The 14,770-nt window shown below is 64.3% G+C and carries 12 protein-coding genes; 3 read left to right on the top strand and 9 right to left on the bottom strand.

Annotation, left to right across the window (positions count from 1 at the left end; genetic code table 11):
- Window positions 1-2 precede the first annotated feature (2 nt).
- The 9 genes from AB4Y82_RS00800 to metG all read right to left on the bottom strand — a co-directional run bounded on the left by AB4Y82_RS00800 (window position 3) and on the right by metG (window position 11,796).
- The gene (locus AB4Y82_RS00800) at window positions 3-1,184 is read right to left on the bottom strand and encodes an efflux RND transporter periplasmic adaptor subunit (protein ID WP_441603508.1); all 1,182 of its coding nucleotides are present in this window, start codon (window positions 1,182-1,184) and stop codon (window positions 3-5) included.
- Entirely contained in the window at window positions 1,174-4,413 is a 3,240-nt protein-coding gene (locus AB4Y82_RS00795; RefSeq protein ID WP_441603507.1) for an efflux RND transporter permease subunit, read from the bottom strand. The genes AB4Y82_RS00800 and AB4Y82_RS00795 overlap by 11 nt, the downstream gene beginning before the upstream one ends.
- Before the next feature lie 148 nt (window positions 4,414-4,561).
- Window positions 4,562-5,962: an ATP-binding protein gene (locus tag AB4Y82_RS00790; RefSeq protein ID WP_441603506.1), complete on the bottom strand. Its 1,401-nt coding sequence runs from the start codon at window positions 5,960-5,962 to the stop codon at window positions 4,562-4,564.
- Window positions 5,959-6,624 carry a response regulator gene (locus AB4Y82_RS00785; protein WP_441603505.1) on the bottom strand — a complete coding sequence of 222 codons (666 nt, stop codon included), beginning with the start codon at window positions 6,622-6,624 and terminating at the stop codon, window positions 5,959-5,961. Before AB4Y82_RS00785 ends, AB4Y82_RS00790 begins: the two co-directional genes overlap by 4 nt.
- Before the next feature lie 254 nt (window positions 6,625-6,878).
- A complete protein-coding gene (locus tag AB4Y82_RS00780; protein ID WP_441603504.1) occupies window positions 6,879-7,187 on the bottom strand; it encodes a hypothetical protein in 309 nt (102 codons plus the stop codon).
- Window positions 7,188-7,699: 512 nt separating this feature from the next.
- On the bottom strand, window positions 7,700-8,335 hold the full coding sequence (nth, locus tag AB4Y82_RS00775; protein WP_441603503.1) for an endonuclease III: 636 nt from the start codon (window positions 8,333-8,335) through the stop codon (window positions 7,700-7,702).
- On the bottom strand, window positions 8,332-8,955 hold the full coding sequence (locus AB4Y82_RS00770; RefSeq protein ID WP_441603502.1) for an electron transport complex subunit RsxB: 624 nt from the start codon (window positions 8,953-8,955) through the stop codon (window positions 8,332-8,334). The genes nth and AB4Y82_RS00770 overlap by 4 nt, the downstream gene beginning before the upstream one ends.
- A 9-nt stretch (window positions 8,956-8,964) precedes the next feature.
- Window positions 8,965-9,663, bottom strand: coding sequence for an alpha/beta fold hydrolase (locus AB4Y82_RS00765; protein ID WP_441603501.1), 699 nt, complete (start codon window positions 9,661-9,663; stop codon window positions 8,965-8,967).
- A 33-nt stretch (window positions 9,664-9,696) separates the two neighbouring features.
- On the bottom strand, window positions 9,697-11,796 hold the full coding sequence (gene metG, locus AB4Y82_RS00760) for a methionine--tRNA ligase (protein ID WP_441611069.1): 2,100 nt from the start codon (window positions 11,794-11,796) through the stop codon (window positions 9,697-9,699).
- 250 nt (window positions 11,797-12,046) lie between these two features.
- Here metG and AB4Y82_RS00755 point away from each other — a divergent pair, with 250 nt between their 5' ends.
- From AB4Y82_RS00755 to AB4Y82_RS00745, 3 genes are read left to right on the top strand one after another with little or no spacing between them, the layout of a single operon-like run.
- Window positions 12,047-13,219: an MFS transporter gene (locus tag AB4Y82_RS00755; protein ID WP_441603499.1), complete on the top strand. Its 1,173-nt coding sequence runs from the start codon at window positions 12,047-12,049 to the stop codon at window positions 13,217-13,219.
- The gene (locus tag AB4Y82_RS00750; RefSeq protein ID WP_441603498.1) at window positions 13,216-13,860 is read left to right on the top strand and encodes an HAD family hydrolase; all 645 of its coding nucleotides are present in this window, start codon (window positions 13,216-13,218) and stop codon (window positions 13,858-13,860) included. Before AB4Y82_RS00755 ends, AB4Y82_RS00750 begins: the two co-directional genes overlap by 4 nt.
- A complete protein-coding gene (locus AB4Y82_RS00745; protein WP_441603497.1) occupies window positions 13,853-14,659 on the top strand; it encodes a DeoR/GlpR family DNA-binding transcription regulator in 807 nt (268 codons plus the stop codon). Before AB4Y82_RS00750 ends, AB4Y82_RS00745 begins: the two co-directional genes overlap by 8 nt.
- The last annotated feature ends 111 nt before the right edge of the window (window positions 14,660-14,770 follow it).

Raw genomic sequence — 14,770 nt, 5'->3', positions numbered from 1 at the left:
CTTCACTCCGGCTTGGCTGCGCCGTCATTGTCCACGGCCGCCACTTGCACCAGATCGCCCTGCGTCAGTGAGTCGGACGGATGATTGATCACGCGATCGCCGGGCTTGAGGCCCTTGTCGATGCGCAAGCGGTCGCCGAGATCCATCGCGATGTGGATATCGCGCAGCTGGACCTTGTGGTCGGCGCCCATGACGGCGAGCTGGGGTCCTTGTGCGCGGAAGATCAGAGCGGTTGCCGGCACGGTAAGCACATGGCTGTTGCCAGTCATGGGCAGATGCACTTCGGCATAGGCGCCGGGCAGCAGCTCGCCCTTGCGGTTGTCCACTTCAAACTGCGCCAGCAGCGAGCCGGATGTCTGGCTCACCGCGCCGGAGTTGCCGATCAGGCGCCCGGTGAACTGCTCGCCCGGGTGATCGGGCACGTCCAGTTGAACGCTCATATCCGGGCGAATGGCGTCGGCATAACCCTGCGGCACTTCCACGTAGAGGCGCATGCGCGTGGTGTCCGACACGGTGAACAGGGCCGGCGCGTTCTCGCTGTTGGCGCTGATCAGGTCGCCGATATCGGTGTTGCGTGCGGTCACCGTGCCCGCGAACGGCGCGGTGATGTGCTTGAACGCTTCCAGCGCGGCGATGCGATCGACATCTGCCTGCGCGCCGAGCACGTTGGCCTGCGCAGCTTCGGCTTCGCCGGCTTTTTCGTCGGCTTCCTGCTTGGAGACGGAATTGGACTGGAGCAGGTTCTTCCAGCGTTTGTCGGTGAGCGCGGCCAGTCGTGCATTCGCCTGTGCGCGGGCGAGGTTGGCCTTGGCCTGTTCGAACTGCTGGTCGAGTTCCGGCGTATCGATCTCGGCCAGCGACTGGCCTGCGGCGACCTGGCTGCCGATGTCGTGGCTCCAGCTCTTGAGGTAGCCGCTGACGCGCGCGTGGATGGGCGCGCCGATCCACGCATCCAGACGACCGGGCAGCGTCATGCTCGCTTGCCCATGGCCTCCCTCCGGGGTGACCAGCTGCACGCTTGGGGTGACCTGGGCGTTCGTCCACTTCACGACGCGGTGGTAGTCATAAGCGCGCACGGAAATGCCGGCGATGGTGGCGAGCAGGGCCAGCGCGAGCCCGATGCGCACGGCGCGGCCGAGCCTGGGCGTGCGCGTGGACGTGCCGATGGTGGCGTCATGCGACATGGATGGGTACTCCAGAGGCGGAATCGGATGCGAGCTGTGTCTGCGTGCGGCCGTGCACGATGCTGAAGATCACAGGGACGAAGAGCAGGGTGGCGAACGTCGCAAACAGCAGACCGCCGATCACGGCGCGGCCCAGCGGCGAGTTCTGTTCGTGCGTCAGCGCCATGGGCAACATGCCGATGATCATCGCCAGCGCGGTCATGCAGACCGGACGAAAGCGCGTGAAGCCGGCTTCGAGCGCGGCCTTCACTGCATCGCCATGTTCGGCCAGGCGCTCGCGACAGAAGCTGACGACGAGGATGGAGTTGGCCGTTGCCACGCCCATGCACATGATGGCGCCGGTCAGCGCCGGAACCGACAACGTGGTGTGCGAGAGGAACAGCACCCACACGATGCCGGCGAGCGCGGCGGGCAGGGCGGTGATGATCACGAACGGATCCAGCCACGACTGGAAGTTCACCACGATCAGCAGATAGATCAGCACGATCGCCCCGACCAGGCCGAAGGCCAATCCACCAAAGGCCTCGTTCATGGTGCCCACCTGGCCATGCAGGCTGACCAGCGTGCCCTTGGGACGCGAAGCGGCAAACTGGTCCAGCACCTTCTGCACGTCGCCCGCTACGGCGCCCAGATCGCGATCCTGCACGGCCGCATAGATGTCGAACGACGGCAGGATGTTGTAATGCGAAACCACCGCCGCGCTGGGCACGCGCGTGAACGTGGCCAGTCCGCCCAGCACCTGGCTGGCGCCCTTGCCGGCCGGCGTCACCGGCAGGCCGGCCAGGTCGGCCATGCTGTCCATCTTGTATTGCGGCGTGGCGGCCACGATGGGATAGGACACGCCATTCCTGGGATTGAGCCAGAACGTCGGCGCCACCTGCGAGCTGCCGGCCAGCGAAGCGACCATGCTGTTGGTGACGTCGCGCTCGGTCACGCCCAGGCGGTCGGCGCGGGTGCGGTTCACTGTCACGTTGAGCTGGGGATAGCTGCTGCTCTGCTGCAGACGCACGTCCGCGATGCCGGGCACGCTGCGCAGGCGCTTGAGGATGTCGTTGGCGTACGCTTCATTGGCCTTGAGGTCGCGGCCGGCAATGGAAATGTCCAGCGGCGCCGGCGCGCCGAAGTTCAAGATCTGCGAGCTCATGTCGGCCGGGAGGAACGCAAACTGCGTGCCGGGAAATTCGCGCGGCAGCTGCGCACGCAGCTCGCGCACGAAATCGGCGGTCGGCGCGTGGTCTTCTTTCAGCACGACCTGGATGTCGCCATCCTGCGGACCGATGGTGCCGCTGGCGTTGTAGACCATGTTCACGCCCGACAGCGGCAGGCCGATATTGTCGATCACCGTGTCCAGCTGGTCGGCTGGAATGACCTGGCGTATCGCATGTTCGATGCGGTCGAACTCGGCCGCGGTTTCTTCGACCCGCGTGCCCATGGGGGCGCGCACGTGCAGGGCGATGGCGCCGGCATCCACGTCAGGGAAGAAGTCGCGACCAAGCAGGGGCATCAGCGCGAACGATGCGATGACGAAACCAAGAAAGCCGATGACAAAGCGGCGGCGATGGGCAAGCGCCACTGTCAGGGTGGCGTGGTACACGTCACGCGCCTGCGAAAAACGGTGCTCGAAGCGCTGCTGGAAGCGAACCATGGAAGCCACCAGTGCGCGCCGGGTGCGTCGCGCCGGCTGGTCGCCTTCGTGATGGTTGAGATAGTCGTCTTCCGGGTGGTCGCCCGGGCCTTTTTCGATGTGGTGGGGTTTGAGCAGGGCCATCGCCAGCGTCGGCACCAGGGTGCGCGAGAGCACGAAGGACGACACCATCGCAAAGATCACCGCAAGCGCCATCGGCCGGAACAGAAAACCCGCGATGCCGTCCAGCAGGAACATCGGCACGAATACGATGCAGATGCACAGCAGCGATACAAAGGCCGGCGTCACGATCTGTCGGGCGCCGTCCATGATTGCCGTGCGGACGTCCTTGCCTTGCTCAAGATGCCAGTTGATGTTTTCGATAGTCACCGTGGCATCGTCAACCAGGATGCCCACTGCCAGCGCGAGTCCGCCCAGCGTCATCACGTTGAGCGTTTGCCCCGTGGCCGAGAGCAGGGCGATGGCCGAGAGGATGGCCAGGGGGATCGACACCGCGATGATCACGGTGGACCGCCAGCTGCCCAGGAAGATCAGGATCATCACCGAGGTAAGCAGGGCCGCGATGACGCCCTCGCGCGCCACCGACGAAATCGCCGCCTTCACAAAGATCGACTGATCGCTGAGCAACGAGACCTTCAGATTGGCAGGCAGCGATTCGAGCACCCGCGGCATCAGCTGCTTGATGCCGGACACCACGGCCAGCGTCGATGCATCGCCCACCTTGAGCGCCGGCATCAGCACGGCGCGCTTGCCATCCACGCGCACCACATTGGTTTGCGGTGCGGCGCCGTCGCGCACGTGGGCCACGTCGCCGATGGTGATGGTGGCGCCATGCACCGTTTTGACCGGCAGCTGATTGAGCTCGTCGACCGCGTCAGGGCTGTTGTTGAGCTGCACGTGGTACTCGGCCATGCCGATCTTGGCCGTGCCGACCGGGATGATCTGGTTCTGCGCGGCCAGCGCGTTACTCACGTCCTGCGCGGACAAACCGTTCGCCGCCAGCGCACGCGGATCAAGATCCAGCGTGACCTGGCGGGCAGCGCCGCCGTAGGGCGTGGGCACGGCGACACCCGGCACCGAGGTGAGCATCGGACGCATCACATTGAGGCCGAGATCGAGGATCTTCGCCTCGGACAGGCTCGTGCTCGACAGCGCCATCTGCAGGATCGGCACGGTGGAGGCGTTGTAATTGAGGATCAGCGGCGGCGTGATGCCCGGCGGCATCTGCTTGAGCACCGTCTGCGAAATCGAGGTCACCTGCGCCGTGGCCGTGCGGATATCCACGCCGGGCTGGAAGAAAATCTTGACGATACCCATGCCGGGCAGCGACTGCGATTCGATGTGCTCGATATTGTTGACCGAGGTGCTGAGCTGGCGTTCGTAGTAGTAGACGACGCGGCCGGACATCTGATCGGGCGGCAGCCCGTTGTAGCTCCACACCACGCTGATCACCGGAATGCCGATATTCGGGAAGATATCGGTCGGCGTGCGCAACGCGGCCAAGGGGCCGGCGATGAGGATAAGCACGGCCAATACGATGAAGGTCAGCGGTCGTGACAGGGCGATTCGGACAAGAGCAAGCATGGACGTTGCAGCCTGGAGGCCTGAGGCCCGACGCTGGCCATGATGGCAAGGCAATCTTGTGGAAACCTTTTGGCAGGCGCGGCTTGCTCTCCAGCTCGTCATTCCGGCCTGCGCGGGAATGACGAGCAAAAGCAGCGGGCGATGCCGCTTAACCCGACGCTGCGGCCATCCGGATACGCACCAGCAACCCCCGCCCCAACGGTGACTCCAGCAACTCAATGGACGCCTCGTGCAACTCGATTGCTCGCTGCACAATGCTCAGCCCCAGACCATAACCGCGCGTCGCGCTTTCCACTTCGCGATGGAATCGCTGAAAAACCGCCTGTCGTCGATCCTCGGGTATGCCCGGACCGTTGTCGGAGATATCGATCACCACTTGCGCACCATCCCGGCGCACGGAAACATCCACCTGGCCTTCAGTTTCCGTATAGCGCAAGGCATTCTCGATCAGGTTGCGAAACATGGCGGTGAGCGCCACCTCGTGGCCAAGCACGACAGCCATGTCATCGTCGTGCGTGAGGCTGAGCGAGATGTCCTTTTCGGCGATCAGCGGCGCCAGCTCCTCGATCACTTCGGTGGCGATGCGTATCAAGTCCATCGGCGTGCGCTGTTGCGAGGCGGCGCCGGCTTCGAGCCGGGCCATCGCCAGGATCTGTTCGATGCGTCGCCCCAGCCGCGCCATGCTCTGCTGCGCGTGGCGCACGGTGAACTCCACTTCAGTGGGGTCGTCCGCGATCATGGCGCTTTCGAGATGGATCATGGTCGCCGCCAGCGGCGTGCGCAGTTCGTGGGCGACATCGGTGGCGAAGCGGTGTTCACGGTCCAGTGCGTCTTCGAGCCGTTCCAGTTGCTGATTCAGCGCCACGATCAGCGGCTTGATTTCGCCGGGCGCCACATCGGCAGGCATCGGCTTTCGGCTGCCGGGAGTGCGACGATCCAGCATCTCGGTGAGCACGGCGACGGGGCGCAGGCCGCGCTTGACGGCGAGACTCACCAGTAGCGCCAGCAACGGCAGTCCCACCAGCAGCGGCAGCGTGTGCTCGATCACCAGCCCGCGCGCAATGTCCGCGCGGTTGTCGGACTGTTCACCAATGCGGATCACCAGGTCAGCGCGATTCTGCAGGGTGAACGTACGCCACTGCTTGCCTTCGCGCTGGATGTCGCGAAAGCCGCGCTCTTCGCGGGTCGGCGGCGGCAGGTCGGCGAAATTCGAAGTGGCGGCAATCAGCTCGCCCTGCGGATCGTAAGCTTGAAACCCGACCTCGGGCTCGTAGTTGTGCGGATGTACCGACACCACCACGCCATGTCGATGGCTGGTGGTGCCCTGCGCGATGGATGGCAGGTCCGCCTCGTGCAGCGGCAGTTGCCCGTGCGCGATCAGCGTGCCCAGCGTGCGGCCAGCCTGGGCGAGACGACCGTCAAGCAGCTCGTTCATCTCGCGCAGTTCGCGACGATAGCTGATCCAGCCAAGCGGTATCAGCACGGCGACCATCACGGCGATGATCAGCCAGGTCAGGCGGGTGCGCAGGCTGATCGGCTGAGTGATCATTGCGGCTCGCGGGGGATCATGTAGCCGATGCCGCGCACGGTATGGATCACCTCGGGGCTCAACTTGCGGCGCAGCCAGTGCACCTGCACTTCGATGGCGTTGCGTTCCACCACGGTGTCGAGCCCATAGACTGAGTTTTCCAGCGCCTCACGACGCACGATACGGCCGGCGCGCTCCATCAACACGCGGAGCAGGGCGAACTCGCGGCGCGTCAGGGTGACGCGCTCGCCGCGAAACTCCACTTCGGCCGTGGCCAGATTGAGACGCAGGCCGCCGACTTCCACCATGTTGTCGGCAAGGCCTTGTGTACGGCGCGTGAGAGAACGGATGCGGGCAGCGAGCTCGCCCAGGTGGAAAGGCTTCACCAGGTAGTCGTCAGCGCCCAGGTCCAGGCCGCGGATTCGCATTTCGAGCGCGTCGCGGGCGGTCATCACCAGCACCGGTGTCTTCACGCCGGAGCGCCGGGCCTCGGCGAGCACTTCCAGGCCATCCTTGCCAGGCAGGCCCAGATCGAGCAGGACCAGGTCGACGGGATCGCCACGCAGCGCTTCCATGGCCTGGCGACCGTCGCGCAGCCAGGTCACCGCATAGGACTGGTGTTCCAGCGCGTGCCTGATCGCACCGCCCAGCTCGGCATCGTCTTCGACCAGCAGAATATGCATGCCTTCGCACCCGTGACGGACTTGGCGGCGGCACGGTCCGGGCCGCCGCCTGGACGCATGATCCGTGCTCTACCTTTTGTGGATCTTTTCCCGGGCCGCTTTGAGCCTGCCCAGGCGTCACGGTGGCAAGTGAGACGGCTGGCGTCAATCAGGCACGACAAAAAAGGAAAACGGCGAGTCTGCTCGCTCGCCGTTTTCCTTCCTGTTTCGACGCGTATGGGGGTGGCGCCGATAAAAGTGTGAATGACGTGCGTTCAGGGCGTCTTGGCCAGGGCGGCCTGCACGATGGCTGCGCGCAGCTCAGTCTGGTTGAGGGCGACGCCCGACGACTGGTCGATGGCAACAGCCTTGATCGACTGCGGCTTCAACATCAGGTGACGCTGTGTTTCCCAACCATTCGCCTTCTGTTGGGCGCGAGCGAAATCGGCCGGAGTGTTTCCAACGAAACCAATGACGGCGTAGCCATTCATACTGACAGTATAGGTTTCGACCGAGGCGTATGCAGTGCCGACGCTGGCAAAACCTAGTGCAGCCACGAGAGCGGGGAGGATGAAGCGCTTCATGGTGGTGCCTCCTAACGGGGGGAGTTCCGGGGGAGGCTCAACGTTAGGTCGATGCAGCGTTTCATGCTTGAGGAACTCGCACGAAACACTGAGGAATTTATGAGGTTTAAAGGCCCTCGCCACATGTTCTATGCCACTAGTCACAGGTATTTCTTGCCTGCATGACTGAAGACTGCAAGACCTTGCCGCTTGCATGTGACGAACGGCGTGGAGGCATCGACGTGCGAGATGTCGCGTCGATGACATGGGCACATCAACGTGTGCGTGCAGCGCGATGGTGGTTGCCAACGAAACGGATGGTTTGCACACAAGATGTCGATACGACGACAGCGTGCGCCGTGACTAGTGACCTATATTCGTCACGGCATCGTCATCGGCGCGCTCATCGACATCGCATTGCGCTTGCGCGTACCTGACCGCTGCGACGCTGCAGCGAAGTCGTTACCGGCGTAACTGATGAGGCGTGAGCAATCAAGTGGATTGCTCGCATGGCCTTTCAGCGAAGCAAGTGGTCAGGCCTTCGTCTTGTCCTTGTAACGGCACAAATCGCGAATGACGCATTGTGGACAATCGGGTTTACGCGCCTTGCACACGTAGCGTCCATGCAGGATCAACCAGTGGTGAGCGTCCTGCTTGAATTCCAGCGGCACCACTTTTTCGAGTTTGTCTTCCACCGCGCGCACGTCTTTGCCCGGGGCGAGACCGGTGCGGTTGGAGACGCGAAAGATATGGGTGTCCACCGCGATGGTGGCGTGGCCAAAGGCGGTATTGAGCACGACGTTGGCGGTCTTGCGGCCGACGCCGGGCAGCGCCTCCAGCGCTTCGCGCGTCTGCGGCACCTCGCCGTCGTATTGCTCGACCAGGATCCTGCACAAGGCCATCACATGTTTGGCCTTGCTGTTGAACAGGCCGATCGTGCTGATGTATTGCTTGAGCTTCTCCTCGCCCAGATCGAGGATCGCCTGCGGCGTATTCGCCACTGGGTACAGCTTCTTGGTCGCCTTGTTGACGCCCACGTCGGTCGCCTGCGCCGACAGCACCACCGCCACCAGCAGTTCGAACGGCGTGGTGTAGTGGAGTTCGGTGGTGGGATGCGGATCGACTTCGCGCAGACGGGTGAACAGCTCGACGATGTCGGCCTTCTTCACGAGGTCTTTCCTTGTTGTTTGGCCTTGGCCCGCGCGAGCGCGGCGAGCACGGGATTGGTCGGCGTGGTCATGGCGGCCACCTCGGCCTTGCGCGCAGCAAGCTCGTTGTCACGGTGCAGACGTTCGCGTGTCAGCCGCGCTTCGCGGCGCTGGAAATGCTCGCGCGATGCGTCGGCGTGAGCCGGGTCGTCGACCTGTGCCAGCGGCATCGGTTCGAGCACGATGCAATCCACAGGGCAGGCCGGTACGCACAGCTCGCAGCCGGTGCAGTCATCGATCATCACGGTGTGCATCACTTTGGACGCGCCCACGATCGCATCCACCGGACACACCTGGATGCATTTCGTGCAGCCGATGCAATCGGCCTCGACGATACGGGCGAGCGTACGCGGCTTCTCGATGCCGTGTTCCGGATCGAGCGGGAGCACGGGGACATCGAGCAGCGCGGCGAGCCTGGCGATGCCGATGGCACCGCCGGGCGGACACTGGTTGATCTTCGCCTCACCGCTGGCGATCGCCTCCGCATACGGACGGCAGCCGTGGTAACCGCATTGCTCGCATTGCGTCTGCGGCAGCAGGGCATCGATGCGGTCGGCGAGGGAGGGTGTAGCCAAAGTCATGGGGTTAGTTTAAGCGGCGAAGGTGCCAAGGGCGAAGTCGTAGCCGGCGCTCCATCGGGCCATGGCCTGGAAGCACGCCTTCGGCTTCGCCTCCAGGAGCAGGTGTGGCCCATCAATCGACTCTACGGTGGCTTGTGGTGCGGCAAGCACAAGGTTCCTCACGGCAGGTCCACTCAGCAGACGCTCATGGCCCGCTTGCAACAAAAGAATGGGCGCTACCAGCTCTCGCAGGGATGCCCTGACGTCCAGACGCTCTAGCGCAGCCAAACGCTGCGCCAGCGTCGCGCTATCGATTCCCCTCAGTGTGTTGGAGAGTCGCTGGACGAGGTCCGGTTCGGCATTGCTGCCAACGCAATAACGGCGCAAAAGAAAAGCCTGGCGCTTGCCGTGTTCGATCAGCATAGCGGGACAGCGGCGAGCAAGCCCAACGAGTGGGTGGGGAGTGGTGGCAAAACTCGCGCACAGCACGAGGCCGGCAAGCCGCGGTCCCAGTTTGGCTGCCAACAGGATGGCAATCGGGCCGGAAAAAGATTCGGCGACGAGCACCACGCGATCTAACGATGTGATCTGCTGAGCCACGTGCTCTACGTAAGCTTCCAGCCTCGCGGACAGCGAGGCCGGATAGGCGATAGATAGATAAGGCTCCCTACTGCACCAGTGCGACGTCAACGAAGAAAACATGTTGCCCGTGCCATCAATGCCTGGCATCAGCACCCACGTTGTGTCGATGGTGGGCGGCACTCAGCGAACGGTAGCGCCGGGCTTGGCGCCCTGGTCGGCGTCGAGCAGGAACAGGTCGCTGCCGCCGTCGCCGGCGGACAGGATCATGCCCTCGGACACGCCGAAGCGCATCTTGCGCGGCGCCAGGTTGGCGATGAACACCACGTTGCGGCCGAGCAGCTTTTCCGGCTCGCCGTAGCCCGCGCGGATGCCCGAAAAGATCTGGCGCGTGCCCAGCGGGCCGGCATCCAGTTCGAAACGCAGCAGCTTGTCCGAACCGTCCACGAATTCGCAGGCGGTGACCTTGCCGATGCGCAGGTCGAGCTTGGCGAAATCGTCGATGCCGATGAGGGCAGGGGCTTCGGGTGCGGCGGTCGGTGCGGTGCTGGCTTCAGTCATGGTCTTGGCGGGTTCTTTGGTTTTCTTGGGGGCAGGTTTGCTTTCGGCAGGTGCAAGCGAATCCTTGGACGCTTCCACCATGGCCTCGACCTGCTTGGGATCGATGCGGCCGAGCAGCGGCTCGAACGCGTTGATGGTGTGGTTGTGCAGTTCGGCGCGTGCATCGTCGAAGCCGTTGATCGGGGCGGCGAGGAAACGCTCGGCTGCTTCCACCGTGGCCGGCACTACCGGCTTCAGCAGGCCGGCGAGCAGGCGGAACGCCGCCAGCGCAAACGAGCAGACCTGATGCAGTTCGTCGCGGCGCGACTCGTCCTTGGCCATGGCCCACGGCGCCTTGGCGGCGATGTAGCCATTGACCATGTCGGCCATGGTCACGAAGCGGCGCGCTACTTCGGCAAACTCGCCGCTGTTGTACAAGGCGGGAACGTCGCCGTAGAGCGAGAGCAGTTCGCGCCACAGCTCCTGTTCTTCAGCGCTGAAGGCCGGGGCGAGACGGCCGTCGAAATACTTGTGCACGAAGCCCGCGGTGCGGCTGGCGATATTCACCCACTTGCCGACCAGGTGCGAGTTGACGCGTTCCTCGAAGGTCTTCAGGTCAAGGTCTACGTCCACCGGCGTGTCGCTGAGCATGGTGGTGAAGTAATAGCGCAGGAAATCCGGGTTAAGGCCCGAATTCAGGTACGTGCGCGCCATGATGAAGGTGCCGCGCGACTTGGACATCTTCGCGCCATTGACCATCAGATAACCGTTCACGTGCAGCGCCGTCGGCGTGCGGAAATTCGCGCCGTGCAGCATCGCCGGCCAGAACAGGCCGTGGAAGTTGATGATGTCCTTGCCGATGAAATGGTGCAGCTCGGCACGGCTGTCGGGTGCGAGGAAATCCTCGAAGTGCAGGTCGGTGCGATCGCACAAGGCCTTGAAGCTGGCCAGATAGCCCACCGGCGCATCGAGCCACACATAGAAGTACTTGCCGGGCGCATCGGGTATCGGAAAACCGAAGTAGGGCGCATCGCGGGAGATGTCCCAGTCCTTCAGGCCGCTGTCCAGCCATTCGCGCAATTTCGCCGTGACGCCGCTGTTGGCGACGGGCTGGCCATCGGTGAACTTGCCGGCGAACCAGTCGCGCAGCAGCGGCTCGAACTTGCCCAGCTCGAAGAAGTAATGCTCCGAGTCGCGCAGCACCGGCGTGGCGCCGGACATCACCGAGTAAGGGTTGATCAGATCGGTGGGCGCGTAAGTGGCGCCGCAGTTCTCGCAGTTGTCGCCGTACTGGTCGGGCGTCTTGCAGTTGGGGCAGATACCCTTGATGTAGCGATCGGGCAGGAACATGTCCTTTTCCGGATCGTACAGCTGCTGGATATCGCGGCGGCCGATGTAGCCGCCGTCGCGCAGGCGCGTGTAGATCAGCGAGGCGAGCTCGCGGTTTTCTTCCGAGTGCGTCGAGTGGTAATGATCGAACGCAACGCCAAAGGCCGCGAAGTCCGCTTCGTGGCCGACGCGGATGCCTTCGATATAGGTTTCCGGCGACAAACCGGCCTTTGCCGCTGCCAGCATGATCGGCGTGCCATGGGCATCGTCCGCGCATACATAGATGGTCTCGTTGCCCTGCATCCGCTGCGCACGTACCCAGACATCGGCCTGGATGTAACCCAGCAGGTGACCCAGGTGGAGCGGGCCATTGGCATAGGGCAGCGCGTTGGTGACGAGGAGGCGTCGGCTCATGGGGCGGCAACGGTCTTGAGGGGGTTGTCCATTATGACATGGGGTGGGCGTGTCACCGGCGCATGCCGTCGTTTGGACGTCTGCGAAGCCCGCCCCTCGCTGCCGATGGCATCACGCGTGTCTTAGCTCGCCCGATTGCGCGAACATGGCAGCCTGATACCGGGCGCGGAACATCGCCGCCAATCCGTGATTGCACGATCTTGCACGTTTATGTACATTTAGTCCGAATCTTCCCATCAACAGGAATGCCGTGAACTCCACTTCCGACGCTGCGATTGCCGGCAAGCCCGATACGGCCTCACTCGCGGGCGCCCGACGGGCGACGCGGCTGATCTTCCTGGTGTCGGGCATCGGCATGTCCGCCTGGGCGCCGATGGTGCCTTATGCCAAGGCGCGACTCGGGCTGGATGATGCCCAGCTCGGCTTGGCGCTGCTCGCGTTCGGCGGCGGTTCCATGCTCTCCATGCCGTTCGTGGGGTGGCTGGCCCATCGGCTGGGCAATCGCACGCTGATCGTCGCCTCGGGCCTGCTGATGTGCGTGGCGCTGCCGGCGCTGGCCATGGTCACCAACATCACCGCGCTGATTGCCGTGCTGCTGTATTTCGGCGTGGTGCTGGGCGCGGTGGATGTCGCGATGAATGCGCACGCTGTCGATGTGGAACGCCTCGACGGCGGGCGACTGATGTCCGGTTTCCACGGCTTGTTCAGTGTGGGCGGCCTCACTGGCGCGGCCCTGACCAGCGCGTTGTTGGCCATGGGCGTGCCGCTCACGGCGGCCGCCAGCGTCCTGGCGATCCTGCTCGCCGCGGTGGTGCTGTGGCTGCGCAGCGACCTGCTCGATGACGCGCCGACGGCCGATACACCGCGCAAGGAACCGATGCGCATGCCGCACGCGCTGGCATGGCTGCTTGGTTTGCTGTGCTTCGTGAGCTTTCTCGCCGAGGGCGCCATGCTGGACTGGAGTGCGGTGTTCCTGCGCGACGTCCGCGGCGTATCGGCGGCATCGGCGGGCTTCGGTTATGCGTTCTTCTCGGCCGCGATGGTGGTGGGGCGTTTTTCCGGCGACCGCTTTGTCGGACGCTATGGCCCCGAGTCGGCCATGCGCTTCGGCGCCGCGCTGGCTGCGGCAGGGTTCCTGCTGGTGGCCTGCGTGTCGGGCGTGGTGATGTCGCTGCTGGGTTTCGTGCTGATCGGCCTGGGCGCCTCCAACATCGTGCCGGTCATGTTCAGCGCGGCAGGCCGCCTCCCCAATACGTCGCCGGCCATTGCCATTGCCACGGTGACCACGCTCGGTTACGTGGGCTTGCTCAGCGGCCCCGCGTTGATCGGTCTGGTGGCCCATATCAGCAATCTGCCCATGGCGTTTGCCGGCGTGGCCGGCCTGCTGGTGCTGGTGTCGTTCTCCGCGAGGATCGTGAAGTGACCAGCCCCGCCATCGACACCGTGATCTTCGACCTGGGCAACGTGCTGATTGCCTGGGACCCGCGCCGGCTCTATCGCCAGCTGATCGGCGACGAGGCGCAGATGGACTGGTTCCTGCGCGAGGTCTGCAACAGCGAGTGGAACGAACAACAGGATGCAGGACGCCCGTGGTCGGAGGCGACCGCGCTGCTGCGCGGTCGTTTTCCCGAACACGCCGAGCTGATCGATGCTTACCACCTGCGCTGGGAAGAAACCCTGGTCGGCGCGATGGAAGCCACGGTCGCGCTGCTGGCCGAATTGCGTGCGCGCGGCGTGCGTCTGCTGGCGCTGACCAACTGGTCGCAGGAAACCTTTCCCATCGCACGGCAGCGCTTTGCGTTCCTGCAGTGGTTCGAAGGCATCGTCGTGTCCGGCGAGGAGGGCCTGATCAAGCCCGACTCGCGCATCTACCAGCGACTTCTGGAACGCTACGCGGTCGATCCGTCGAGGGCGCTGTATATCGACGATTCGGCCCGCAATGTGGCCGCCGCCGAAGCGCTGGGCATGCAGGGCTGGTGGTTCCGCGATGCCGATGGCCTGCGCCAGCGCCTGGTGGAACTGGAATTGCTTGAAGCATCCGCGCGCGAGGCATCCCATGGCTAAGTCGCCCATCGCCAGTGTCGACAGCAACGCGCTTCCGGAAGAACGCCAGCAACGCATCCTCGAACGCCTGCGTGCCGAAGGACGCGTAGTGGCCGCGGAATTGGCGCTCGCCTTCGAAGTATCGGAAGACTCCATTCGCCGCGACTTGCGCGAGCTGGCGGCGCTGGGTCTGTGCAAGCGCGTCTATGGCGGCGCGCTCTTGCCCACGGTGACGCTGACGCCGCTGAAGCAGCGGCGCAACGAACATTCCGCACGCAAGCAAGCGCTGGCGCGCAAGGCGGCGAGTCTGGTGCAGGCCGGCCAGACGCTGTTGATCGACGCGGGCAGTACCAATGCGGCGATTGCGGCCGCCTTGCCGCGCGATGCGCGGCTGACCGTGATCACCAATGCCCCGCATATCGCCCAGGTGCTGCTCGATCGCGAGGGCTTCGATGTCTTGCTGATCGGCGGACGCATCGACGCCACCATTGGCGGGGCCACTGGCGCGCAAGCCGTGGACCAGGTGCGCCGGGTGCGTGCCGACCTGTGTTTTCCCGGCGCCTGCGCCATCGATGCGGCGCACGGCCTGTGGGGCTTCGATAGCGAGGAGTCGCTGTTCAAGCGCGCGATGATCGAGGCAAGCGACGAAACCGTGGTCGTGGCGACCGACGACAAACTGGGCGCAGTGGCTGCGCATCAAGTGGCCGAGCTGGCCCGGGTGCAGCATCTGGTGGTGGAGCATTCGGCGGATCGGGCGACGCGTGCTTCGTTTTCGGCGCATGGCGTGGCGGTGCATCGGGCAGAAGCGACCGCCGACTGACACGTCTCAGTCCTCTTGTGTAGGAGCGCACTTGTGCGCGACCGCGGCGTTACGTGCCTTATCGCACGCCGGTCGCGCACAAGTGCGCTCCTACAATTAAGAGCAGTGCCG

This window comes from Dyella sp. 2YAF14 (genome assembly GCF_052114725.1).
Classification (GTDB): Bacteria; Pseudomonadota; Gammaproteobacteria; order Xanthomonadales; family Rhodanobacteraceae; genus Dyella.
The sequence above is the reverse complement of the archived record's forward strand: the minus strand, read 5'-3'. Positions and strand labels throughout refer to the sequence as shown.

Bases quoted from the DNA above. Each gene is read 5' to 3' on its own strand.
- metG (WP_441611069.1), bottom strand. From the start codon at position 11,796: ATGAGCCGACGCCTCCTCGTCACCAACGCGCTGCCCTATGCCAATGGC.
- AB4Y82_RS00800 (WP_441603508.1), bottom strand. From the start codon at position 1,184: ATGTCGCATGACGCCACCATCGGCACGTCCACGCGCACGCCCAGGCTC.
- AB4Y82_RS00770 (WP_441603502.1), bottom strand. From the start codon at position 8,955: ATGACTTTGGCTACACCCTCCCTCGCCGACCGCATCGATGCCCTGCTG.
- AB4Y82_RS00785 (WP_441603505.1), bottom strand. From the start codon at position 6,624: ATGCATATTCTGCTGGTCGAAGACGATGCCGAGCTGGGCGGTGCGATC.
- AB4Y82_RS00780 (WP_441603504.1), bottom strand. From the start codon at position 7,187: ATGAAGCGCTTCATCCTCCCCGCTCTCGTGGCTGCACTAGGTTTTGCC.
- AB4Y82_RS00745 (WP_441603497.1), top strand. From the start codon at position 13,853: ATGGCTAAGTCGCCCATCGCCAGTGTCGACAGCAACGCGCTTCCGGAA.
- AB4Y82_RS00765 (WP_441603501.1), bottom strand. From the start codon at position 9,663: ATGCCAGGCATTGATGGCACGGGCAACATGTTTTCTTCGTTGACGTCG.
- AB4Y82_RS00795 (WP_441603507.1), bottom strand. From the start codon at position 4,413: ATGCTTGCTCTTGTCCGAATCGCCCTGTCACGACCGCTGACCTTCATC.
- AB4Y82_RS00790 (WP_441603506.1), bottom strand. From the start codon at position 5,962: ATGATCACTCAGCCGATCAGCCTGCGCACCCGCCTGACCTGGCTGATC.